Raw genomic sequence first — 24,567 nt, forward strand, 5'->3', positions numbered from 1 at the left:
AATAATTATCCCTCACTATCATGCGCTATACTATAAACACAAAGGATTGTGCCTGAGGTTTTAAATGACCTTACCCCATAAAGAGGAAATCGTATTTCTTTTTGAAGGTTCGCTTCGCGCCATACCATTTAACACCATTTTAGCCATATTATTAACTTTAGAACTTCTGTATATGCACGTTCCTTGGCAACACGTTATATGGATAGCACCTGTTATCCTGTTCAGCGCATGTAGATGGTTTTTTTGTCGTTACTTTCTCAAAAAAGGACTAGGACAGTACAAAAGTTCTCTCTCTTTAATTTATTTTATTCTTCTTACGTTTATTACTGGAACTGCATGGGGAATCTTTTATTGTCTTATCTTTCCTTACATATCAGTTATACAAGAATTTATTATCATTTTAGTGTTAGGTGGGTTAAGTGTTGGTGCTATAGCATCATTGTCTATTTATCTTCCTGCTTATTATGCTTATATCATTCCTATCTTTATCCAAGTAACCGCCTACAACTATTGGATAGATAAAGGAGAGCGAATTGTTCTTGCAAGTATGTTTTTATTTTTTTTAATCATGATAATCATTTCTGCACGAATGAATCACTCTTCGTTAAAAAAAGTATTCCTGTTATTTAGAGAAAAAGAACGATTAATTGATGATTTACAAATGCTTTCTATAACAGATGCATTAACCGGTTTATACAATAGACGTTATTTTCAATCTATCTTACAGAAAGAATGGGATAAAGCGCAGCGCAATCATTATTCAATAATTTTAGTATCCATTGATATAGATAATTTTAAACTGATTAATGATAACTTGGGGCATACTTATGGCGATAATTTTTTGATTTATACTGCTAAATTATTAAAAAAAATATTTCGTCGCGCTAATGATACGATTTATCGTGTTGGAGGTGATGAATTTTTCGTCATTCTTATCAACCAAACCATTCAAGAATGTCTCACCGTGTGTCATTCATTCAATGAGCAATTCAATAATAAAAAATCTAAAAAAAAATCCATAATGAAACTCATCACATTGAGTATGGGTATAGTCTCTACTCAAGGTAATTATAAGTTCCAAATTGATAATTTAATTGCATTAGCAGATAAAGCACTTTATCAAGCCAAAAATGAAGGTAAAAACAGCATGGTCATAAAAGAATTAACTGTACCTGTTAAGGTAAGATCAATTCACCTTGGGCATTAAAACGATATCGATTTTGATCCCACCCCTGACCAAAAAGTCTTAGTACGGAGCTGTAATAACCATCAGCAGTCAGTTCTTCAGCATCAATGCGTTGTCTTTGCACAGCAAGTTCTGAAGGATTATTGGCTAATAATGGCAAGAGTGCCGCGGCAAAACCAATAGAGCCTTTCCCTTGTGTTTTACCAGTCAGGATATTAATTTTCTCTGGTGGAGTTCCTAATTGTTGTGTCAAGACAATAATAGGCAAAAAGTGTTTTATCAATTCTGTTGCTTGAGGCGCATCCTGAGCTAACATCCCTACCCAAAGATAAACACGAATCGCATTATAACTACCTAAATTAGGATACTTTAGATCAGGCTGCCAGCCACGATTCTTTTTCCAAATTACCCAATCCGGCGCAAATCCTTTGGGGGAAGTTTCTAACAACAAACGTCTGCTATTACGCTCAAGAATATTCCATTGGCTGTTGAGTTGAGCAAATCGAGCAAATAACTGAGGAGGTAAATAACTGGGATTAAGACGCCAATAGTTTTTAAAATTGAACCCAAATTTACCTGGAAGTACCATAAGTCCAAATCCTGGCATTTGAACTACCTCTTCCTTCAGAATACGTTGTAGAAGTTTTTTACCAAGAGAGCCATATCGTTTATTGTTCCATAAGCGTCCTGCTTCTAGTAAATCATAAGCAATCCATAAATCAGAATCAGCAGCAGAATTACTGTCTAAAACAATCCATTTTTTTTGGGCATTTTGTCCCCATTCCCATGCAGGTAAGTGCTTTCCCAAATCGCCTGCAGCAAGATTTTTTTCAGTCCAGCGTAGTAATTTATCAAACATAGGCTGATCATGAGCAACTAAAGCAAAGAATAATCCATAACTTTGCCCCTCAGAAGTAGTCTTTCGCTCCGGAAGTTGTGGATCAATGACTCGTCCATCCATGCTGATGTAGTACTGTTTAAATTTCTCCCAAATTGGCCATGGGGTACTTGCCATAGCATTACAAATACCCAATATCAATAAGATAATAATTAATAAGCATTTCTTATTTTTAAAAATCACGTTTTATCCTGCTGTGTGCCTTTTAAACGATGTTTAATGAGTCTTGACAAACCATTCCAAATCAAAAATGTAATTAGGACTGCAGCCAAAAGAGATAAGAGTGCAAGGCTAATTGGGTGTTCTTGCAATAAGTTCCAAAAGCGATCCCAAAATGGCAAATAACCCAAATAATACTTATTGCCTACCCGAAAACTATCAATTCCAGAGTCACGGATTACTGCTAGAGAACCAAAAATTTTGTCGACATTTTTATTATGAGTTAATGCCTTATTGAGTAGATCAAAACCTTGCTGACTTTCCGCTAGCAAAGCAATGATGCTGCGTTTTTCGTAATATGGGGATTGAATACCGAGAATAGCTGCTACAGAGCCCATTGCTGTGACAGTAGTTTTACTTTCAGCTGCACTGAAAGGAGTCACTCGATGTGTATCTGGCATTGCATTTCTGTTCAAAGGCTTTTTAACCCAATCTTGGGTTTTATTAATCAGCAAATTAAGATCATCATTATCACGAAGATCTTTAGGTAACGTGCCAATAATCAAAAGATCAGCATTTTTATTTTTAACTTGCGACCAGTTATCTGTCAAAGTCATCGCTAAAATAGGATACCCAGTTGCTGCACCAATGTTACCCACAACATTAAGTAAAGAAGTCACTGCTTCAGGTTTTGATTGTGGATCAATATAAACTATCGTTTGTGACAAATCAGCCAAAATACTAAAAGGAAAACCGGAGCTCATGAATGCATTTAAATTGGGCATTGCAATATAATGATAATAATTGGAGAGATTTAAAGTTGAAGCATCATCTATGACTCCTAAATTATTAATTACCTGATAAGTAATGCATTGCTCATTGAGCATTCCTCCTGCAATTTGTGTTCCATATGCAAAATCAAAGGTAAATTGGTTATTCGCCCCTAATTTTGCTGGAATATAGAGTTCTTTACTTGTGACTGCCATATTTCCTGCAAGGGCCTTCTCTCCCTCGTGCTCTAACACATAACTTTTTACAAAAGAATTATTTAGGCTAATATGCAGCTGCGACATACTTGCTGCCGGTGGTAATGAATAACGATATTTTAAACGTAAATCAATACCTCTGCTTTGGTGTAAAAATAAATCAGGCGGTAAATTAAATCTAAGTGAGATGGGATAAGGAGTAAATCCCTTTGTTTGTAGTTGCTCGTCAAATTCTTTTAATTTTGCAAAAGCTACTGGTTTATCAGTAGGCATCCAGTTTGGTGCGTCATAAGGCTTTCGAGGTTCTAACATTTTTACGTTATTGATAATAACGCTTGATCCGCGAAAAAGGACATTACCTTGTGCTATACCCCGAACAGCAGTTACTAAATCCTTGTCATCACGCCCCAAAATCAAGAGTAATTTAATATAAGGATTATTTGGATGACTTATCATTTCGACTGTGGGGGCTGTCACAGTTTTATAGTTTTTCAAGAAATCAGGTTTTTGTGCATTCGTCGCAAATATTATGGCATTGCTTGTAGGGATCTGGTTAAACGAAACAGGGAAAGTCGCTCCACGCCATAAAGCCTTACTTCCAAACCATGACGCCAGAATTGCTGCGGCACGTTGTTGCGCTAAATTAGGTTGTCCAGAAAATATAATGGGTAGATTTAACTGATTGTGATCTAATGGATCAAAAAAAGGCTCTGGAAAATGTGAGAGATCATTTTTCAAAAGTAAGGTTTGAAAATTCAACTCAAGATAGCTGCTCTTGTCAATATCCATCCATATTGAACTATGTGCTGGATTTTCACAAATCGCTTTATAATGACCAATAAACTCAAGACGGAGACGATTAAAATCATTGATAAAACGAGGATCAATGGGTATATCTATGGAACTCAATTTACCTAATTGTTCAGCACTGATTGCGATCACATCGACCAATTCGTCATTTAGATAAATTTTAAGTTGTGAAAGCAAAGGAATCAGCGCAGGTGAAGGGGTAAATTGCAAATGTAATACTGCTTGAAATATCAATTCATCTTTACGCATGGTAAATTCGATATTTCTTCCTGTAGTGAAGTTACCTAAAGTAAAATTACCTTGCTGCTGATTTAAGTTATTAAAATATAGCTTAACTTTTCGTGTTGGAACATTGGCTGGAACAGATAATATAGGTTTTGCAGTCTGGCCAGGATTTGTTGTAACAGCAAACACCGCGTGAAAGTGACATCCAAGAACCAGTAATGTAATCCAAATTATTTTTCTTATCATTATCTCATCCATTAGTTTATAAATTTTATTCCAGCTTTGGCAATCCATACTTAGAGATTACTCTTTAATTTAGGCCGATGAGGAAAAAATGTGGCCATCCAAATAATCATATTAGTAAAGCCTATAAGTATGTTACGAATTACACGTGGTGTATATTCTATGATATCGTAATAACCACGCAAATCCAGCGCAAATACATCACGCATACTTTTCAGAGGCTTATCCTGACTAAATTCTTCTTGCCATAATGACCAAACATCTGCCCGTGCAAAAGTACACTGAATAAAATCGATATTTTGTCTCAAAGACAATTCGTGTAAATGAATGCCCGCATTGCGATAAAATGTATAGGCAATAGTTCCTGGGAAAGCAAATTCGTCTCGCCCGCGTTTGAGGAGAAGGAATATCTCTTCTCCTGTATGAAGCAAATCTTGCTCCTCCATTTGTATACCTACTCCTCTATCAGAATAATTCTTCAGGATACATTGATATACATGCCCATCAGAGCGCATGATTGCTGCTGGCATAATAAAAGATACACGCGGCGCCCTGCGTCTTTGTCTTGCCTCAATACTTACTCCCAGTGCACCTCCAAGAATAGCTATATTATATAAACACCAGGATGCAGTAATAAGAACAGCGATAATTGTTGCGACTGGCTCTACAGTCAAACGAAATCCTGCTGCGATTAAGCCAGCAATATTAACGCATAGTAACACTACATAAGGCCTGGCAGTCATCCAATCTACGTGCTCTTCTGCAATAAGATCCCCTTTAGGTGTGACATTAAACCTTCCCTTACGCGGGTTGATTAATGCCATAGTTGTAGGCACCGCAATATACCAGGCCATTACTGTTTCATAGATTTCATTCCATAAAAAATGGCGAAACCTGCCTTGAATCTGATTATTAGTCAAAACTGCATGAACAATATGAGGTATCGCATAAAGCAATATCATTACTCCAGAAGCATAGACTACATAAGCATTCAAAACTAAAAATGCTGCAGGGGTAATGAAAAAAATTAAGCGGGGAACTCCAGAAAGAAAATGCAGCATGGCATTAAAATAACAAAGACGTTGCCCCAAGGCTAACCCTTTACCGAACAAGGGATTATCCATACGTAAAATCTGTACCATACCGCGTGCCCAACGAATACGTTGGGCTACGTGGCTTGCAAGACTTTCCGTTGCCAAACCTGCTGCTAATGGAATACGAATATAAGCAGAATTGTAACCAAGACGTTGCAGCCTCAATGAAGTATGTGCGTCCTCAGTAACGCTTTCTACTGCCAGACCACCAATTTTTTCCAGGGCAGAGCGACGGATAATACCACTCGATCCACAAAAGTAAGTTGCGTTCCATGTATCATTCCCATCTTGCACCACACCATAAAACAAGGCACTTTCATTGGGTGTTTTTCGAAACGATTTCAAATTGCGTTCGAAAGGATCAGGTGAGAAAAAGTGATGTGGCGTTTGTAAAATCGCAAGATTGGGATCTTTTAAAAACCACCCCACAGTCAATTGCAAAAAGGGATGAGTAATGACGTAGTCACAATCAAAAATTACCACCAATTCACCATTTGAACGTTCTAAAGCATAATTAACATTGCCTGCTTTTGCATGTTCGTGGGTAGGGCGGGCAATATAATGTACCCCTACTTCCTCGGCAAATGCTTTAAACTCAGGACGGTTACCATCATCCAGAATATAGATATTTAGTTTTTCTTTAGGCCAATCCAAACCCAAAGCTGAGTATACCCCTGGTTTTAATATGTTCAGATTTTCATTATAAGTAGTAATCAAAATATCCACAGTTGGCCAGGTAGATTGATCAGCAGGTAGCGGCATTGGCTTACGATGTAGGGGCCAGATGCTTTGAAAATATCCTAATATCATAACCAGCCAAATGTATGTTTCAGCAAAGATAAGCAAGGTTCCAAATACAGCACTTACTGTATCATCCCATATTAAAGTATATGCATATCTCCACCATAAATACCGACATGAAACAATCACAGAAAGGACAATCAGCATAATAGTACTTACATGTCCTGGAGCTTTACGAATGCTCATAGCCATTGCCCACAGGAGTACTACAAAAATAAATTGTGCTATTGGTTGAAATGGCTGGGTAATACAAAGCACTAATAATAGGGCTGAAAAAATACTTAATATAATAAACAGAATACGACGTACCATACTTTTTGTTTGGTTAAAACGTCTTGCAGTTTGCTTTGCTACTTTATTGCCTTCGATCTTATCCGGAAGTCCTTCTATCCAATGATAATAATAATTAATTCCTCTTTGCAAAAGATTATTACTCGTTCTTCTCTTTTGTTCTGGATAAAACACAATAAGCCATAGACTTTGAATTAAATAACGAAATATATCTCCCGGACGAGGATGTTTTCGGGAAATATGTGGAAACCAAGTATGATGATTGCTTCGCACCCATTGCCAACGGGGTGATTCCAATCGTAAAAAAGTCCATGCAGTTATTTGCAATAAAATAACGCAAATTGCAGTAAAAAATGAAGCTTGATGATGAAGAAAATGTTGATAAATCTTTTCAACTTTTTTGTATGCATGACGTGACAAAAGCAAATGCAGGATCTTACTCATTTTGTATTTCCAAAATCATTGCTCATGCACCAATTAGCTAAGGCATTTATATCTTGAGCGATTAAACTATGCGCTTGATATTCTCCTATAGGTTTTTTAGCAGCGAGCGCCTCTGCAAGTGCCTCGTCACTATGAAGTATTACTGGTAAAAAATTTGCTAACAATCGTTGCCATAACTCATATAAATCTTTTTGCAATGACTTGGCTGCAGAATAATGGTTCATTAAAAAATAACACTGGTCTGGAATTTTTTGCTGATGCAAGCGAACGTGGCAGTTAATGTCAGGGGTTAACAATAAGAATGTGATATCTGCTCTATCTAATCCCTGTTGAGTCAATAAGGTAGTATCAGATGCCAGATCAAGTAAAATCCAACGATAATCATTTTTTGTGATTAAATTATCTATATTTTTTTTCCAGAAATCAGGATTTTTCTGGAATTCATTTTCCAAGTTAATACGCTCAGGCTGGGTGATTTTTCCAAAAGGCAAATAACTCAAATATTTGTTATAAGAGTGAATGCTTTCGCTCCAGTCACCATTGTCCTGATAAGAACGCGCCCAACCCCCTACCTGTTCAAATGGCATATTAAAATGCAAGCGCAATAAGTTATCCGCTGTAAAATCAATAACCAATACTGATTCATTCAATTGCGCTAAAGCCCAACCCAGGCCCGCAGCAATGGAGGTTACGCCTATTCCCGCACGGATTCCTTGTAACGCAATTACCGGCATGCTCTTGTCCTATTTATTTTTTTGAGCCAATTTCACTAAACTCTTTCAATATTTTCCATCGTTCGATTATTTCTTTGATAATTTCTTGTTTTGAAATATCTACATACATTAACTGAGTTAAAGAATATATCCTACTCAGTATGAGCAAATCATCCTGAAGCCCAAGAGATTTCAGTCCATGAGGATCTGATATCTGATTCTTCATAGTACACCCTGACAAACTGTGTATAAATCGGACTCACCCATTTAAACATAGCTTGCTTTGACAAAAAGATCAATTTTATCTATCTAGTTATGCTATTTTAAGGCTCTCCTCTATAAGGTCTGTTTACAATTCACTATCTTGAGCCAAAATACTGCGATTTTAGAGTATCGAAACAAAGCATACACAAAGTATGTGAGTATTAAAGTGCATACAAACTGCAGCCAGAAGAGTACAATTGTCAATAGAGCTTAAACATGGAAATTTTGAGTAGCCGGTGAAAGTGCTTCATGTCTTTTATCAACAAGTTCCTGTGCTTTAACAACAATTGGATTTTCTTGTAAGTTTTCATCTGGATGAGCTAACCGACAGAACTCTTTATATCGATCTAACTCTTGTTCCCGCATATAGAGTTCAAATTCCTTGTAAAATGCTTTTCCATTCTCTGGCCCAAGAATCTCAATAAATTGTTCATACAAACCTGTTTTGGGATTACTGTAAAAACAAATATCCATGAATTTTTTCTGGTAAATGGAAGAAAACTGGTAAGGCTCACCCACAATCTCAGGTATTTGATTAAACAGGATATTTACCCCTTTTGCCTGAGGCTCATTTTTTGCTTGATATAAAAGCTGAATCACTTCCTGGCGTTTTTCCTTCGGTACAATAATTGATCGGACCGCTGCAAACTTCTTGTTTTCATCATTTAAAAATGGAGCTCCGCCTACCCGCGCACCTCGTTCAGCAAGGGAGAGCTTCATACTTCCATCGGGCAAATCTTTTAAAGTGGCAAGAACACCATGTCCCCTAAAACCGGTTGCCTGAAAAACCATACCTTCACTATCCAAACGGTTTAATATATTCCCAACTGTTGCATCAGATTGGAGTTTATCTAACGCACCCAATAAATGTTCGAACTGCAAAGAATATTCTGGATGTTTCTCACGAATAAAAGCCTTTAAATATTCATTAAGAACCTGAACCCCTTCGTCGAATAAGCCTGAACCAAATTTAACATCCGCATCAGGAAATTTAAGAACTTCATTCAACTTTTCTCCACCAAAGATAAAGTACAGCCGTCGGCGAGCATAATATTCTTTATAATCAATTTGATAAGCATCAAAAAAAAGTTTGAGCGTTTCCTGAGGAAACGTATTCAATGGCGCGATTGTAATGACCGATTGAGCTTTATCGTTTTTGGCCAAAACATCCGCTCCTGCTGCTAAAAGTATAGGGATTGCTTCAGGATGTTGACACGCAACAGCTGCCAGTAAAGGTGTATTTCCCTCCTTATCTCTTGCTTCCATTAAATCAGTTTTTAACTTAGGATCTGAAGCAACTAAAGCCAGCACTTTCCCTATTTCATCTGTTTGCTTATGCTGAATTACTGTATGTAAGGGAGATTCCCCTTCATTATTTTTTTTCAAGAGCAATGCAGGGCTATGGGCATGAATATAGCTCATCGCATTTCCAAAATTTCCTTTGGCAAGCAATAAATGATAAGCAGTGTTTCCCTCATTATCTTGCTCTTCCAATGAACTCCCTTTTTGGTGGAAAAACTCAACAAGCTCATCAGAATTAACTTCAGCAGCAGCTAATAAAGGAGTTTTTCCTTTCTCATTCCTATCTTCTACTGAAAAATAACCCCTATCAATTACATGCTTCACAAGTAAAGGTTGTTGCGCTTTTATTGCAACAAACAATAAGCTATCCCCCTCACTATCCTTATCATGAATAAGAGAAAGATCCTCGATACTCAGGAAATAATCGATTAATTTTATATTACCTAAACTTGCAGCAAGTAGTATTGGCGTCATTTGGGATTCATTCGTTGCCGATAAGGAAGCGCCGTGTTTTACTAACCATTGTACCCCCTCTAAATCACCTCTTTTAACTGCATCAAATAAAGCCTGATCCTTTTCTGTGGAAGTACTTTTAGTTACAAGCAAATCAGCGATCTCAAGCTGTCTTGCTTCTAGAGCAAGTTGAAAAGCTGTTTTTCCCTGATTATTTTTCAGGTCTCCCGGAACACCGCGCCCCAATAAATAAGAAACGCAAGCCAAATGTCCATTTCGAGCAGCTAACGTCAACGCATTTTCACCCTTGTCATTAACTGCCATCAGATCAGCACCTGCTTTATCCAAAAACTCAAGTGTATCTAACTGTCCATTTCCTGCCGCAAAAATGGCTGCATTTTCTCCAATATTATTTTTTCGATACAGGTTACAACCTTTTTCAAACAAATATTCAATAATTTTTAAATTTCCTCTCGCAGCCGCAATCATTAACGGGGTATTGCCTTGATTATCTGTTACTTCTGCAGTGAACTCCGCAGGAAAAAATTGAAGTGCCTCCAATTGATTATTATATGCAGCAAAATGTACACCAGACCATCCATCTTTAGTTTTATGGCGAAGCAAACTTTCTTTATCCCTTGCTTTTTTTAAAAGAATTTCCAATGCTTTGACATCACCTAATGCACTAGCAAATAGTGCAACTTTCTCAATCCTTTCCCGACGGAAACTCATTGATGATAAGCCTTCCAATTTGCTATGCTGTCCCAAGAGAACCTGATTACATATGGGACTCAATTGAGACTGAGATTGTAATAGCGGCATTGTTTTAGATGATGAATATAAATAACAACATTCTAGAGGAGTGTATCCATTGTCATTGGAGACTTGAAAAACGGGCCTACCAAGTTCCTCTCCTTTTTTGATAAGTACCTCTAAAATCTCAGGTTGATCATATATCACAGCAAGATGTGCCAGCGTATTACCCTCTTCATCTGATGTTAAAAAATATTCCTCATCCAGGCTTGAAAGTAGCTTTTTAAATTGGGCCAAATTCCTTTGCTTTATCGCTGTTTTTAATGATTCTATTCTGCTCATTGAACATCTCATCTATCATTCTGTTAAAAGAAGTATAGTTGATATGTAGAAAGCGGAATGATTTAATATAATCCATTATGTGAAAAATCGACGCTGGACAAAGACAATTCACCCATTCTGATAAAGACTTAACTCACGTAATATTGCAGTGGCGTAAGCCCCTGCAGGCAGGCTAAAAGATAACTCCGCCAGATTATCCTTAATAACACATGCAAATTGTTCTACATGCAAGATATTAGCGCGCCAATCTTCCTCTAAACCATAATGTTCCAAACCTGCCAACCATGGCTGCCAATCAAGATAAGTTTTATTAACTAATTGCAATGCTTCATCTTTGATTTTGTTTTTACTTTTTCCAGGTAAAGGGCTCGCAGGAGAAATATCTTTATCTTTAATCCTTTGAAGTAATTTATCATCAATATGATCAATAGCAAAAATACTGTTTGATCCTTTAAGCTGCATCACATCACCAGGCAGAGGCATATTCCAGCATTGCTCCATAACACGACGAGATAAAATCAGATTGTAAATCCATGAACGTGCCGCAGAACAGTAAATACCCCGTAAAAATCGGTCTCTGACCCTATATCCTTGAACCAGCATTTTTTCGGCTTTCAGTAAATTAGCGCCATTACGACCAAATCGTTGCTCTCCAAAATAATTAGGAACACCATGCTCTTTAATTTGTTCGATGCGCTCCAGCAAATCTTTTTTATGGGAGATTTCACGCAAACGTATAATAAATTGATTGCCAGTTAAAAATCCTGGCCTCAATTTTTTATGATGACGCGTCCATTCCAAAATACGCCAACCTGACGCCGTAAGTTGTGAAATTCCCGGAATCTGCTCACCAGGAGCATGAATACTCAGCCATTGAGTAGCTCGTGCTTGTCTATCTTTTAATCCGGAATAACCAATTGATTTTACTGGTTTATTCAGTAATTTTGCTAAAGATTTAACTACTTCTTCTGTCGTAACTCCAGTTTTTTCTATTCTCAAGACAATATGTTCTCCCTCTCCAGAAAATGGACTATCAAAAAATTCATTCACCTGAAAATCTTCTGGACTGCATTTAAAACGAGCTGTGGACTTTGGCAGTCCATTAACATATGGCCAATTTAAAGAATACATAATTACCTTACTGAAACTTATCCTAACCTTTTCAAAAATTTGATAAAAACTATATAAATCAAAATTTTTTAAGTGCATACTTAATGAACCTGTACAATCTACATTAATTGTTACTAAATGGATAGATTAACAATGAATGCATCATTTCCACCGATACGTAAAGCAGTATTTCCTGTTGCCGGCCTTGGGACGCGGTTCTTACCCGCTACAAAAGCAGCCCCCAAGGAAATGTTAACTGTAGTAAACAAACCTTTAATTCAATATGCAGTTGAAGAGGCCTATGCTGCCGGTATACGCCAAATGATCTTTGTGACTTGCCATAATAAACGTGCTATTGAAGATCATTTTGATCTTGCCTATCAACTCGAGAATGAACTGAGTCTTCATGATAAAAATGAGATTTTAGCTATAGTTCAATCAGTAACGCCTGATGATATGGAGTGTTTTTATGTTCGTCAGGCCAAGCCTCTCGGCCTAGGACATGCAGTTTTATGTGTGGAACAAATCGTTTGCAATGAAGCATTTGCTGTAATTCTTGCGGATGACTTAATGACGAGTACGACACCAGTTATCCAACAGTTGATGCAAATGTACGAGCTATACGGTCGGAGCATTGTTGCAGTAGAAAATATTCCTCAAGAACTCACAGAGTGTTATGGTATTATTCAAGGTGCACCCTGGGATAAAAACCTTTTGAGCATACATCATATGGTGGAAAAACCTAAACCGCATCTTGCTGCATCAAATATTGCCATTGTCGGGCGTTATATCCTAACCCCAAGTATTTTTAAGCAAATCAAGAAATTACCACATGAAAAACATAAAGAAATTCAATTAACTGATGCAATTAATGGGTTAGTAAAAGAAGAAACTGTTTTAGCACTTCCCTATGAAGGGAAACGCTATGATTGCGGAAGTGTTCTTGGCTTTCTTAAAGCGAATGTAGATTTGGGGAAGAAACATCCGACTGAAGGAGAAAATTTTACCAAGTGGCTTTTAGCTTAGATTATTTATTAATTGGGAATGTATATGGAACAACTTACAAAAATGAATTCATGGAAAAAACTCGAAAAATATGCAAAAACATACATTAACCAAAGTTCTGAAACAAAAAATTATTGTGTATCCAGCCACAATATTACTCTGGATTACAGTGAGCAACATATTAATGGCCAGATTCTAGATTCACTTCTTGAACTTGCTCATGAGTGCGCTTTGCTTGAACATATTAATGCCATGATGGCTGGAAAGCCTGTTAACAATACAGAAAATAGACCCGCCTTGCATACAGCACTTCGCGCCCCAGAAAATAAAGTCATAGTGGTTAATGAACATAATATCATCCCTGAGATAGTTCATGTTCGAAATACGATGAAACTAATTTCTACAAAAATCAGAAATGGAGAATGGCTAGGTTATTCTGGAAAACCCATTACTGATGTAGTGAATATAGGAATTGGCGGCTCTATGCTTGGCCCTTTTTTTTGTATTAATGCATTAACTGACTTAGTAACAGACAGATTAGGATTTCACTTTATTTCCGACATTGATCCAAATGCATTCTCACGTGCTACTACAAAACTAAACCCAGAAACTACATTATTTATTGTTTCCTCGAAGTCATTTACTACTCCAGAAACATTGTCTCATTATCAAAAAGCTTTATCTTGGCTAAATCAAGAGCAACATCATAATCAACATTTTATTGCCGTCACCGCAAATGTTGAAAAAGCTCAAGAAATGGGTTTTAAAACCATTCTTCCTATATGGGAATGGGTTGGAGGGCGTTATTCCTTCTGCTCAGCCATTAATTTGATTTCCTGTATCGCCATTGGTTTTGAACATTTTTCAGAAATCCTTGCTGGGGCATATCAAATGGATATGCATTTTTGCACGGAGCCTTTTGCAAAAAACTTACCCGTCCTTATGGCATTATTGGGTATATGGAACATTAATTTTTTAAACATTAATAACTTGCTGGTCATGACTTACTCCCAAGACTTACAGTATTTTGTTCCCTATCTTCAGCAACTTGATATGGAAAGTAATGGCAAATCAATAAACAAGCAAGGCCGTACAGTTGATTATGCGACAGGACCCATTATATGGGGTGGCCTAGGCAATCATGCACAACACAGCTACTACCAGCTTTTGTGTCAAGGAACACATAAAATAGCAGCTGATTTAATTAACGTTCAAACGTTTGATGATAAGGTAATTAATAAAATGTGTCGTGCCCACAAAGAGGTATTAACGAAAGGTGGAAATCACGGAGAAAATCCCCACAGTTATATTGCCGGCGAAATACCTATCAATATTCTCTCTTTAACTGAATGCTCACCAAAAACTCTTGGTTCACTAATTTCTTTATATGAACATAAAATTTTTGTCCAAGGTGTAATTTGGAATATAAATTCATTTGATCAACCCGGAGTCGAAAGCTCCAAGGAAATAGTTCGACAAAATAATTGGATTAGTGAATGTTCATAGGCAGATTCAGTTTATTATCCTGGAAAAAACAATTGAAACCGTAACGAGCAAATTAAAGGTGCTGAAGATGATGGATTTTTTTGAATTTTTTCGCGAAAGCAGTAGTCATTACTACGGTGAGCGAAAAAATTCAGAAAAATCTGGCAGATTGGGTGCTTTTAGCTTGCGCAGCAGGTTTCAACTGTTTTTTCTAGGATTATTGTTTAGCTTAATAGCTTTAAAAGTTTATGCCATTGATATCAATCCAAAACAGCTTTTATTGGATCAGGTCATTTGGGGTGAAACCTATTATAGAGATGATTTTGTAAAAAACTCTCTTGATCGTTTGCAATTAATCGCTCCTAATGATCCCGAGGTTCTTGAAGCTCGCATCAAACTTGCGATACGTCAAAAGAACCTTATTCTAGCAGAAGAACTACTTGAGGAATTAAAACAAAAAGCCCCTGATTCAGTTGAATACAAACAAGCTAAAATGAGTTTACTCCTTACACAGCCTGAAACAAACCTAAAATTGCAACAGGCAAGAATAATGGCGATGTCTGGACACCTCGATTTGGCTAAAGCTCAATATGATGCTCTTTTTCATGGGGTTTTTCCCACTCCAGAATTAAGTACTGAATATTGGCGTATCGTCTCAAGAATACCTTCTCAGCGTCAAAATGCATTTAAACATTTGCAAGAACTTTATAATTTTTTAAAAGCACATAACGTGTATTCGAATAACAACAACCAGGATAATTGGTCTTATGCTCTCAAAGAGAGACTGGCAGAATTATGGGTTTCCGGTGGTGACACTGCATTTCAAGCCGGTAATATTGATTGGGCACAAAAACAATATCAGCAAGCCCTAATTTTAGATAATAGGAATTATGATGCTTGGGTCGGGATAGGCGAAGTAGCATTTGCCCGCAAAAATTTCGTCAATGCAGAACAAGCATTTAAACACGCTTTGGTCATTAGCCCTGGAAAAGGTACTGCAGTTTTTGGGCTTATCGGCATCTACAAGCGTCAATCATTACAAAAGGCCTTAAATTACCTAAATAGCTTGCCTGAAGATCTAAAAAGCAAATTTAAAGATGCTCAACTTAGTTTGGAAAGCGCTTTATTACAAGAGCAAGCGGAACGTCTTGAAAAAGCCAACCAATGGAAACAAGCTATAGAAAAGTACAGGCAAGCACTAAAAATTGACCCAGATAATGTTTGGTTAACTTATCATTTCGCCTTAGTATTGAATCATGAAGGCCAGTTCAAAAAAGCACATGATTTATTTAAACAGTTGATAGCGAAACAAAGAAAAAATCCGATTCAAGTATATGCTTATGCCCTTTATTTATCGAGTATCGACCAATTACAACAAGCTCTGAATCATCTCCATACTCTGCCACAAAAACAATGGAATGAGGGCATGCGTCAATTGGCAGAACGCCTGACTACGACATTGATTTTACAACACGCCCAACAATTACGTGACAGTGGTGATAATCAAGGTGCCGTAGCTTATTTAATGAGTCAAACACAGACCACACCTATCAAACTCACTTTAGCAGATTGGGCTTTGCTCGATGGCGAATTTGCAAAAGCATTGAATTATTATCAAGATGTGAAAACTCATGAACCTCTCAATGCTGATGCGAATCTTGGGGTTATAGAATCACTTATCGCTTTGGGAAATAAGAAAGAAGCGTATCAATTGCTGGAACAGCAGCAAAATCTTAAATTAGCTTTTAATCTTAACATGCAAAGAAGGTTAGCAAATGCCTGGAATGCTGTAGGAAACTCTCAAAAAGCATTAACTATTTTCAACCATCTCAAACAAGAAAGTATTAATGTGGCACCTAGTCAGGATAGTGCGCTTATATTTCGCGATGCTGCTCGTTTGGAAACACAACTTCGCATGCCCAAATTAGCTCAGGAAGATTACAAAAAGGCAATGGTTCAAAGCAGTATTACTTCAATATGGCCTGCAAGCAACGATTACTATACCTGGTTAACTCGGAATCATATAGAAGATGATTGGCTTAAACGTAGTATTCGATCTGAGGCGGCTCTACTTTATCGGCAACAGGAAACACGGATTACTGTAGATGAAGATTATTGGCGGTTGCCAGGTTCAGCCGGTACCTCTGACCTGCGGGCTGAAGATACTATAGCGCAAGCAGATTGGGCATACTCGAATGGCCGTGCATTTTTTAGAGCTGACAAAATCAATTTAGGTGCAGGAAGTTTTTCTCCAATCGATGGAGTTTATTTTGATGATTTTGGTACTTGCGACATCAACGGATGTACTACGGGTATTAAACAGGCGACAAAAGGTATTGGCTGGGATGGAGGATGGCAAAATCCTCTCTGGGGATTTGATATTGGACAAACACCCATAGGATTTCCCGTGAAAAATTGGATTGGCGGCATCAATTACAGCGGTGAAATACGGCATGTGGGCTGGACAATTACCGCATCCCAACGACCTATGACTAACTCCCTGCTTTCTTTTTCAGGAACTGTTGATCCAAATACGGGAATCGTATGGGGAGGAGTAGTTGCTACCGGACTTACTTTGTCGCTGAGTTATGATCGCGGCGAAGCACATGGCTTCTGGGCTAATATCATTGGCAGTAAGCTAACCGGAAAAAACGTAGTATCTAATACACGTATTCTTTTATTAGATGGTTATTATTACAAAATTATTAATGAAGATAACCGTCGTCTTTCCATTGGAATCACAAACATGGTCTGGCACTATGAAAAGAATCTATTTGGATATAATCTTGGGCAAGGCGGGTACTTTAGCCCTAATTTTTATGTATCATTTTCACTCCCGATAAATTATCGCAGGCGTACTGCAAACTGGTCTTATGAATTAGGCGGTTCGGTAACCTATTCGCGTGACTCTACCCAAGATATGCTTGCTTATCCCTTACCAAACCTGATTCCAAATTTTGATCCTTCGCAAAACTTCATACAAAAAGGTGGACCTGGCACAGGCTATGGTTATTCTGTACTTGCATTGGTAGAGCGTCGACTTGGCTCACATTTTGTTATCGGTGGATGGATAGATATCCAGCAATCAACAGACTATACCCCAAGCCATGCCGCTCTTTTCCTGCGCTACTCATTGGAGGGCTGGCAAGGAGATATGAACATGCCTATTATCCCATTAATACCCTACTCCAACTTTAGATGAAATATCTTGAGTATATCCTGGCTTGCAGCCAGGAGGACTAATCGTCAGCGGAGCTTCAAGCAACCTGGATTTAAATTTACATCAAGACCATTTTTTAATAAAAAAATCATAGGAGTTGATGAGGATTCTTATCAGGTTATTAATCAACATGCACAATTAACTGAACTTGGCAGCGCATTCATGAAACCACTCGTGCTTGCATGTTTTAGATTAACTCGCTAGTTAAAATTTAGACTTACTTGTGCCGCAGATTAGCAAGTAGACTGATTGTTCGCAATCAGGATTGGCTGTGAGCAGCCAGACTTGTATCTTTAATCTGTAAGCAAATCATTCGGGAGGTAGGCCACAAACTATACCTCACCCCCCAGCATATAATTTAGAAATTATTGAGGATAAGGTACCCAGTTAGTGTCACCTTTTAATAAAATATAAAATTTATCTTGATATTTCATCACCGTAACACCTTCATTAGATGAAACAAAAGGAGTTTTTGGTAAATTTTTAGTTAGTGTTTCTAAATTTACATTTTCCTGATTGAATATCTTTCCATCTACTAAACGCGCAATTAATTCTGAAATAGCCAAATAACTGCTTGGATCATTTATTTGTATTTGAGTAGGTTTTGTTTTCAAACCAATAAATTTAATTCCAACAGGCACATGCGTAATGCTTGGACTAGGAATGTCACGTAACCCTGGCATTTGTAATTTATCACCAACAAGATTAGCCCCATGTTCTGGGATAAAAACTACAACTGCTTTACGACCCGAATTTTCCAATGCAGTAAAGAAATTCATCGTTTGATCAAAAAGTTTCTTTGCCCGCGTCCCGTAGGGTGCAGGCGAATTTTCACCAATAAATGTATTGCCATCATGAAGCGAAATTTCATTATAATAGGTAGCATTGCGTTTCTTGCTTGAGTCATTCTGTTGCTTAAGCCATTTATCCAATAATTGACCATCATCTGAAAGCAGTTTTCCATCAAATGAAACAAGATCAGGGCGTATACCCGCACGTGACATTAAAGGTACGTCCTCTAAACCGCCATACTCTTTTATCTCTTTGAGAAAATCACCAAACTCACCTTCGTGATCAAGCATCATTTCAGGAGAAAAACCAAGTTTGGCTAAGTTATCCAAAATATAACAATTTTCAGCCACAGGCTTATAAAGACCAGCATGAGGTGTTTCACCACAGCTTGCACGTAATAAGCGTATGGCAGCAGGTCCACTATATGAAGCAGCTGAATTGAACTGATTAAAGAGAATATCAAATTTACTCCATAGAGGATGATCTCTTAAATGCACTGCATCGATATCTGCCCATGCAAGAGAACACACCTGAATCAATATGATATCAAAAGGCAGTGCATCAGCAGAAAGAGAACTTGGAAAAACGGTATGTAATCCTTTTTGCTGCTCATAAAATTGATTCAAGTATCTATTGAGATTTTCATTAGTAGGCGGCAAATTACTGTTAAGTTCTGTTGTCTCGCTTGTGTTAGCCTCTGTTCCAGCTTGCACGTTATTCGTAGCAGTCTTGCTTTCTACTGGCAAAAGACTAATAGCTGGGCCGGTTAGAGTGAGAATATTTAACCAAATTAAAGCAATTACCGTAAATGTAGTAATGCGAATCCATTGAGAAAGAAACAAGTAAGCGACTAAGAGAATAAAAGCCATACCTAGGAGTTGCCAATTAATAAAACGATTTAATAGCTCAAGGAGATAATTCGAACTAAATGCAAAAAGGTTGGTACCTTGACTCATAATTGAACTTAAACCAGGTAGCCACGTATCGTGATAAAAGAGAGCGATACCTATTGGAATAGCTATCCAATTACGACAGCGATGAAGAAATGTTGATGGTAAAGGAAATAATAAAAAAGCCAAAAATACTAGATTAATAAAAGGATGAAAATTTAAATATCCACCCCATAAAAGAGCGAACTTCAACAGAAAATAATAGTTCCAACCATTAATATCACGCCATTTTACAGGGATTTTTTCTTGCGTCTGAACTGTTTCCATCATTACTATTCTTTGTCCATAATAAAATAATTGATAAATTGATATGCCCAACTGACTTATCAAAATCCGTTCGCACAAAGCAGGCATGGCAGATATATAGGATTAAATCCTTTTTAATTTTTTAGTGTAACAGGATATATAAGATATTCAATGTAAAATGGTTATTTTGCAGATACTTTCTTAGATCCATTCTTGACATAAACCCATGCATCTTGGTATTTTTGAGTAAAATTTAAAATATAAGACAATATGTTTAAAAATAAAACCATTTCAATTATCGGTGCAGGTCACTTGGGAAGTGCTGTAGCACGCGGCCTCATTAAAAGTGGACATCCTGCAAATTCCATAATATTTAGCAATCGAGATCCCAGTAAATCAGAGCGTTTGGTTAAAGAACTAGGGGTGCTGTCAGCAAAAAACAACACTGACGCAGTCGTAAACGCTGATATCCTCATTCTTGCTGTAAAACCTCAGTTTATGCAGAATGTATGTCAAGAAATTAGTTCAACCATACAACAAAGACAACCTGTTTTTATTTCTTTAGTGGGTGTAATAAATATTGATAACATAACTCGTTGGCTCGACAAGAAAGATTTAGGCGTTATTCGTGTTATGACCAACACCCCCACTGAATTTTGCAAAGGAACATCTGCTTTATTTGCTAATTCCTCTGCAGGCTCGGAACAAAAATTATTAGTTGAGAGCCTTTTTAATGAAGTAGGTTACACATTTTGGGTTGAAAAGGAATCCATGCTTGATACGCTTACTGCCCCTATCGGATGTGCACCAGCGTATGTCTTTCTCTTTCTTGAGGCATTGCAAAAAGCAGCAGTCAGTAGAGGCATTCCAGAAGAGCTCTCCGAAAAAATTGCCTTAGAATCTGTTTTTGGTGCTGCAGAATTAGCTAAAAAATCAGGACGTTCTTTTGCCCAATTAAGGGCGGGTGTTAGCACCCCTCACGGAGTGACAGCCCATTCTTTGGAAAAACTATCTTTTCCTGATTTTTTTGATCTTTTTAAGCAAGTCTATGCAGCGGCTGAAGAACGTATTGAGCAAATAACGCAATCATTAAATACTGACACTTAGCATTATGTGGCGCGTAGCCTGAGGGTAGCGCTACGCTGCACCCAGGCTACGTTCTATGATGGGTAATCAAGCTCAGAACGCTTTAGCTAAGATTGGATACTGGCCTAACCCAAGGATGTAACTTAACTAAAGTTGCTGGTAACTTAGTTATATTACGCTGTGCCTCAGCCCTACTTTCAAACTCTCCAACAGTCAGTATATACCATACACCTTTTGCATTAGTGAAATGTCTTATTTTGGCATTTTGAGTGAGTAATTTATTGTTCTGTTGAAAACGCTCTATATCATTTTTATTATGGCTGGCAGCAACCTGTATGGTATAAAGAGGCTTACTTGCATTTGAGGATGAATGATCTTTTTCATTTTGTTTTGCTGTTGGAATCTCGACTGTTTTTGATTCCCGTGTCAGATCAGCTTCTGGACTTTCCCGTTTAAACTCAGACTCAGGAATTCTAGGCTCTTGCTCCGTTAAATTTTTCATTTGTAATTTGGGAATCACAACAACCTTATCAATAATTGCAACAGTATCACTAGACATCTCATCATTGAGGTCATCCAAAATTTGTTTTTTTGGCAAAGCAGCATAGACCAATTGTCGCGTTGAAGAATCTTCCCAAGAAGGGATTTGACTCACTAATACTTCAGGCTGCACTTGCTGCTTCGCTATTACAGCTTCTGTGCTTTTATCTTGTATTGAAGAAGTTGTCTCTAAATGATAAAAAGATGAAAGATCATAATTTCTGGCAAAATAAAAACCAATAAGTCCGGTGATCACAGCCACGCTGGCGGCAATACCTATTTTTTTTATCAGTTTTCGTGGCTCTTTTTTCTTTTGGGTAGCACACTTAAATATAAATGATTCCAAATTATTATTAATTTTTGCTACGTTTCCTTTGGTAAGTTGATAAAACTGCTTAAACTGTGCATCAGTTAAAGGTTTACTGATCAAATGTGCGGCCATGGCACGTTGCAACACATAAGTCCTTGTTTCGTGTTCATTTAGTGCCCCCAATTCTATGCTATGGACTAAATTATCAAAAAACGAAGCGACTAAATTATTAAGCGTTGCCACAATTGAGTAATCCGATATAAGGCAAAGATGGAAGAAGCTAAAATTTTCTTGATTTTTTATTGCCAACATTGCTTCTTTAATTAGAGACTCAGGTAAATGTTGTGCATCATCAATCAATAGCAAGACATGTGCCTTACGTTCATTAATTTGTGCAACTAAAGAGCTAATATCTGTATTTTCATCATGATTAAGATGTAGTTGGCTTGCAATTTCTTGGATAATGTTTTCTCTATTGCAAGGAGGCTTTACTGTCATAGAAACAGATTTGATTTGTTGATCTAAATTACTTTGCAACAAAGTACCAAAAGAAGTTTTACCCCCTTCTTTCTCTGATAAAATCGTAATAAGCACATTGTTAAAAAGAATTAAATGATTAATGAAATCAATCTTAGCGAGCCAAGATCCAGGTTTAAACAATACTCTTGGTTGAATTACAGCCGCTACCTCAGACTGAATTACTCCCTCTTTCATTTTGGTTCTCCTCTACAGCCGCATCAAGTGCATTATATAAACAATCCTCTGTTACGCCGGCTTCAAGATAACAATCACCGAGCTTTTTAATCAGCACAAAGCGTAAACAGTTATTTTTAATTTTTTTATCCGATTGCATTAATTCTTTGAGTTTTTTCAAATTAATAGTTCCTGGAATTTTATGTGGCAAACCTGCATAGTGCAGAATTTGTTCTATTTGGTCCACCAATTGCTTATTAACTAAATTCATTTTATGCGACAAAACCGCAGCACAGTATAAGCCAATCGCTACTGCTTCACCATGTAACCATTGTTGATACTGAGTGTAAGTTTCCAATGCATGAGCAAAAGTATGACCGAGATTCAGTAAGGCTCGCTGTCCAGCTTCCTTTTCATCGGTTTCAACAAATTGGGCTTTGATACGACAACACTCAGCAATTAATTGCGGTAATTGCGAACTTTTGGCGGTTAATCCCTGCTGGATAGCATCACTTAACAATTTGAAAAACTCACCTCCGGCAAGTAACGCATATTTTATCATTTCCGCCAACCCGGCACGAAACTCTCTTTCTGGAAGTGTGTTTAATGTATTCAAATCAATAATCACTGCTTGAGGTTGATAAAAACTGCCAATCATATTTTTACCCAACGCATGATTAATTCCCGTTTTTCCACCTATAGATGCATCGATTTGTGCTAATAAAGTTGTGGGAATTTGAACCAGTTTTACCCCGCGTTGATAGGTTGATGCTGCAAATCCAGTCATATCGCCAATCACACCACCACCTAAAGCTATAAGTGTTGTATCTCTATGATGTTTGTTTTGGATTAATGCATCATAAATAGCAAATAAGCTTTGTTGATTTTTATAGTGCTCACCATCTTCTAAAATCAAAACATCACATTGAATTTCAGAGAAAGCAGCTTGCACATACTTTAAATAAAAAGGAGCTACAGTCTGGTTGGTAACAATTAGAATCTGCGAAGAGGTTACAATCGTTTGCAAAAAATCCAAGCTTTGCAAACCATTGCGACAAATAATAATGGGATAGTGATGTTCAGTTAAAGAGACATCAACTTGTTCATAAACCTCAAAGTTCGCCATAAATATATTTTATTATATTATTTGCAACCGCTTTGACTGTTAATTTATCGGTTTCAAAACTAACATCAGCTAACTCATTGTAGAATGGCTCGCGCTCATCCCTCAATAACTCCAATCTTCCTTCAAGATCGTTTGTCTGCAGTAAAGGACGCTTGGTATCCCGCTTCGTTCTTTCGAATTGTTGTTGTAATGAGGTTTTAAGATAAATTACAGTTCCACGCCCTGCCAATGCATTTCTGTTTTCGGGAGTGATTACGACACCACCACCTGTTGCCAAAACAATATTGGTTTTTTGAGTTAATTCTTCAATAACTTTTTGTTCACGGCGCCTGAAACCTTCTTCACCCTCAATATCAAAAATCCAAGATATATCGGCACCAGCGCGCTCTTCAATCACTTCATCCGAATCAAAAAATTCTAACTTGAGCTCCTTTGCCAAAGCACGACCTATAGTGCTTTTACCTGCACCCATGGGTCCGATGAGAAAAATATTTCGTACTTTAACTATGCTCATTTTTTATTACATACCTCTTTAACTGAAATGTCATTAATTAAAGATCGAGTCCAAAATAACTTCCCATTTTAGCATTAAACTAAAGTATGGTAATTTGCCAAAATGGGATACTTGGGACCCAATCCTAACAGTATTTTTCGCAGTTAGAAATTCCCGCCCATTATTCTACAACAAATGAGCATATTTTATAACTATTTACTCTTAATCATTTATATTATATCACTTTCATTAAAAAATAAGCGTGTAGAATCATGCTATAGTACTAAAAATTTGTAGTTCCTGATGCAGCAAAACGTCCGAGTTAAGCTGTGATTCTTCGCTCAGGACAACCGCCTCTAATTTTTGAACATAAAACCACTCTTTCTACCTACTTGCCCAGTTTACCCAGTATCCAGTTGATCATACATGAAGACCAGTGCATTCTGTACTTAGAGTGCAAAATATAGGCATGTTGATTCAGCTTGATCATCCTACCCTAGGAATTCTACTCTTAAACTCAATGTTTCAGTTCATTGCAATTTTTTGA

Annotated in this window: 16 protein-coding genes; 5 read left to right on the forward strand and 11 right to left on the reverse strand. The window is 37.3% G+C overall.

From position 1 onward, the window contains the following. Window positions 1-64: 64 nt before the first annotated feature. Entirely contained in the window at window positions 65-1,207 is a 1,143-nt protein-coding gene (locus A8O27_RS01225; protein WP_058460422.1) for a GGDEF domain-containing protein, read from the forward strand. Here A8O27_RS01225 and bcsZ read toward each other — a convergent pair. From bcsZ to truD, 7 genes are all read right to left on the reverse strand, one after another. After that, on the reverse strand, window positions 1,176-2,267 hold the full coding sequence (gene bcsZ, locus A8O27_RS01230; RefSeq protein WP_058460421.1) for a cellulose synthase complex periplasmic endoglucanase BcsZ: 1,092 nt from the start codon (window positions 2,265-2,267) through the stop codon (window positions 1,176-1,178). The genes A8O27_RS01225 and bcsZ overlap by 32 nt on opposite strands. After that, a complete protein-coding gene (gene bcsB, locus A8O27_RS01235) occupies window positions 2,264-4,510 on the reverse strand; it encodes a cellulose biosynthesis cyclic di-GMP-binding regulatory protein BcsB (protein ID WP_058460571.1) in 2,247 nt (748 codons plus the stop codon). Before bcsB ends, bcsZ begins: the two co-directional genes overlap by 4 nt. A 50-nt stretch (window positions 4,511-4,560) precedes the next feature. Further along, the gene (gene bcsA, locus A8O27_RS01240) at window positions 4,561-7,137 is read right to left on the reverse strand and encodes a UDP-forming cellulose synthase catalytic subunit (protein ID WP_058460420.1); all 2,577 of its coding nucleotides are present in this window, start codon (window positions 7,135-7,137) and stop codon (window positions 4,561-4,563) included. Further along, a complete protein-coding gene (bcsQ, locus tag A8O27_RS01245; protein ID WP_058460419.1) occupies window positions 7,134-7,871 on the reverse strand; it encodes a cellulose biosynthesis protein BcsQ in 738 nt (245 codons plus the stop codon). The genes bcsA and bcsQ overlap by 4 nt, the downstream gene beginning before the upstream one ends. 13 nt (window positions 7,872-7,884) lie before the next feature. Continuing rightward, window positions 7,885-8,076, reverse strand: coding sequence for a cellulose biosynthesis protein BcsR (gene bcsR, locus A8O27_RS01250; protein ID WP_058460418.1), 192 nt, complete (start codon window positions 8,074-8,076; stop codon window positions 7,885-7,887). Between the two features lie 248 nt (window positions 8,077-8,324). Further along, the gene (locus tag A8O27_RS01255; RefSeq protein WP_058460417.1) at window positions 8,325-10,964 is read right to left on the reverse strand and encodes an ankyrin repeat domain-containing protein; all 2,640 of its coding nucleotides are present in this window, start codon (window positions 10,962-10,964) and stop codon (window positions 8,325-8,327) included. A gap of 108 nt (window positions 10,965-11,072) precedes the next feature. Further along, window positions 11,073-12,095 carry a tRNA pseudouridine(13) synthase TruD gene (gene truD / locus A8O27_RS01260; protein WP_058460570.1) on the reverse strand — a complete coding sequence of 341 codons (1,023 nt, stop codon included), beginning with the start codon at window positions 12,093-12,095 and terminating at the stop codon, window positions 11,073-11,075. Between the two features lie 132 nt (window positions 12,096-12,227). Here truD and galU point away from each other — a divergent pair, with 132 nt between their 5' ends. The 3 genes from galU (at window position 12,228) to bcsC (ending at window position 17,766) form a co-directional block, all read left to right on the forward strand. After that, window positions 12,228-13,100 carry a UTP--glucose-1-phosphate uridylyltransferase GalU gene (galU, locus tag A8O27_RS01265; protein ID WP_058460416.1) on the forward strand — a complete coding sequence of 291 codons (873 nt, stop codon included), beginning with the start codon at window positions 12,228-12,230 and terminating at the stop codon, window positions 13,098-13,100. Window positions 13,101-13,124: 24 nt separating this feature from the next. Further along, a complete protein-coding gene (gene pgi, locus A8O27_RS01270) occupies window positions 13,125-14,585 on the forward strand; it encodes a glucose-6-phosphate isomerase (RefSeq protein WP_058460415.1) in 1,461 nt (486 codons plus the stop codon). A gap of 67 nt (window positions 14,586-14,652) precedes the next feature. After that, window positions 14,653-17,766, forward strand: a complete 3,114-nt coding sequence (gene bcsC / locus A8O27_RS01275) for a cellulose synthase complex outer membrane protein BcsC (RefSeq protein WP_235810554.1) — start codon at window positions 14,653-14,655, stop codon at window positions 17,764-17,766. Between the two features lie 383 nt (window positions 17,767-18,149). Here bcsC and bcsG read toward each other — a convergent pair whose 3' ends face one another. Further along, window positions 18,150-19,796, reverse strand: coding sequence for a cellulose biosynthesis protein BcsG (gene bcsG / locus A8O27_RS01285; protein ID WP_058460568.1), 1,647 nt, complete (start codon window positions 19,794-19,796; stop codon window positions 18,150-18,152). A gap of 246 nt (window positions 19,797-20,042) precedes the next feature. Here bcsG and proC point away from each other — a divergent pair, with 246 nt between their 5' ends. Continuing rightward, window positions 20,043-20,879 carry a pyrroline-5-carboxylate reductase gene (proC, locus tag A8O27_RS01290; protein WP_058460413.1) on the forward strand — a complete coding sequence of 279 codons (837 nt, stop codon included), beginning with the start codon at window positions 20,043-20,045 and terminating at the stop codon, window positions 20,877-20,879. An 82-nt stretch (window positions 20,880-20,961) separates the two neighbouring features. Here the strand turns inward: proC and A8O27_RS01295 are convergent, their stop codons facing one another. The 3 genes from A8O27_RS01295 to aroK are packed head-to-tail and all read right to left on the reverse strand — an operon-like array spanning window position 20,962 to window position 24,041. Next, window positions 20,962-22,422, reverse strand: coding sequence for an SPOR domain-containing protein (locus A8O27_RS01295; RefSeq protein ID WP_058460412.1), 1,461 nt, complete (start codon window positions 22,420-22,422; stop codon window positions 20,962-20,964). After that, complete coding sequence (gene aroB / locus A8O27_RS01300; protein ID WP_058460411.1) at window positions 22,397-23,527, reverse strand: 3-dehydroquinate synthase; 1,131 nt, start codon at window positions 23,525-23,527, stop codon at window positions 22,397-22,399. Before aroB ends, A8O27_RS01295 begins: the two co-directional genes overlap by 26 nt. Further along, window positions 23,514-24,041, reverse strand: coding sequence for a shikimate kinase AroK (gene aroK / locus A8O27_RS01305; protein ID WP_010653139.1), 528 nt, complete (start codon window positions 24,039-24,041; stop codon window positions 23,514-23,516). Before aroK ends, aroB begins: the two co-directional genes overlap by 14 nt. Window positions 24,042-24,567: the final 526 nt, after the last annotated feature.

This window comes from Legionella bozemanae (genome assembly GCF_001648595.1).
GTDB classification, from domain to species: Bacteria; Pseudomonadota; Gammaproteobacteria; order Legionellales; family Legionellaceae; genus Legionella; species Legionella bozemanae.

Bases quoted from the DNA above. Each gene is read 5' to 3' on its own strand.
- A8O27_RS01225 (WP_058460422.1), top strand. From the start codon at position 65: ATGACCTTACCCCATAAAGAGGAAATCGTATTTCTTTTTGAAGGTTCG.
- bcsB (WP_058460571.1), bottom strand. From the start codon at position 4,510: ATGATAAGAAAAATAATTTGGATTACATTACTGGTTCTTGGATGTCAC.
- bcsA (WP_058460420.1), bottom strand. From the start codon at position 7,137: ATGAGTAAGATCCTGCATTTGCTTTTGTCACGTCATGCATACAAAAAA.
- bcsQ (WP_058460419.1), bottom strand. From the start codon at position 7,871: ATGCCGGTAATTGCGTTACAAGGAATCCGTGCGGGAATAGGCGTAACC.
- bcsR (WP_058460418.1), bottom strand. From the start codon at position 8,076: ATGAAGAATCAGATATCAGATCCTCATGGACTGAAATCTCTTGGGCTT.
- A8O27_RS01255 (WP_058460417.1), bottom strand. From the start codon at position 10,964: ATGAGCAGAATAGAATCATTAAAAACAGCGATAAAGCAAAGGAATTTG.
- truD (WP_058460570.1), bottom strand. From the start codon at position 12,095: ATGTATTCTTTAAATTGGCCATATGTTAATGGACTGCCAAAGTCCACA.
- galU (WP_058460416.1), top strand. From the start codon at position 12,228: ATGAATGCATCATTTCCACCGATACGTAAAGCAGTATTTCCTGTTGCC.
- pgi (WP_058460415.1), top strand. From the start codon at position 13,125: ATGGAACAACTTACAAAAATGAATTCATGGAAAAAACTCGAAAAATAT.
- bcsC (WP_235810554.1), top strand. From the start codon at position 14,653: ATGATGGATTTTTTTGAATTTTTTCGCGAAAGCAGTAGTCATTACTAC.
- bcsG (WP_058460568.1), bottom strand. From the start codon at position 19,796: ATGATGGAAACAGTTCAGACGCAAGAAAAAATCCCTGTAAAATGGCGT.
- proC (WP_058460413.1), top strand. From the start codon at position 20,043: ATGTTTAAAAATAAAACCATTTCAATTATCGGTGCAGGTCACTTGGGA.
- A8O27_RS01295 (WP_058460412.1), bottom strand. From the start codon at position 22,422: ATGAAAGAGGGAGTAATTCAGTCTGAGGTAGCGGCTGTAATTCAACCA.
- aroB (WP_058460411.1), bottom strand. From the start codon at position 23,527: ATGGCGAACTTTGAGGTTTATGAACAAGTTGATGTCTCTTTAACTGAA.
- aroK (WP_010653139.1), bottom strand. From the start codon at position 24,041: ATGAGCATAGTTAAAGTACGAAATATTTTTCTCATCGGACCCATGGGT.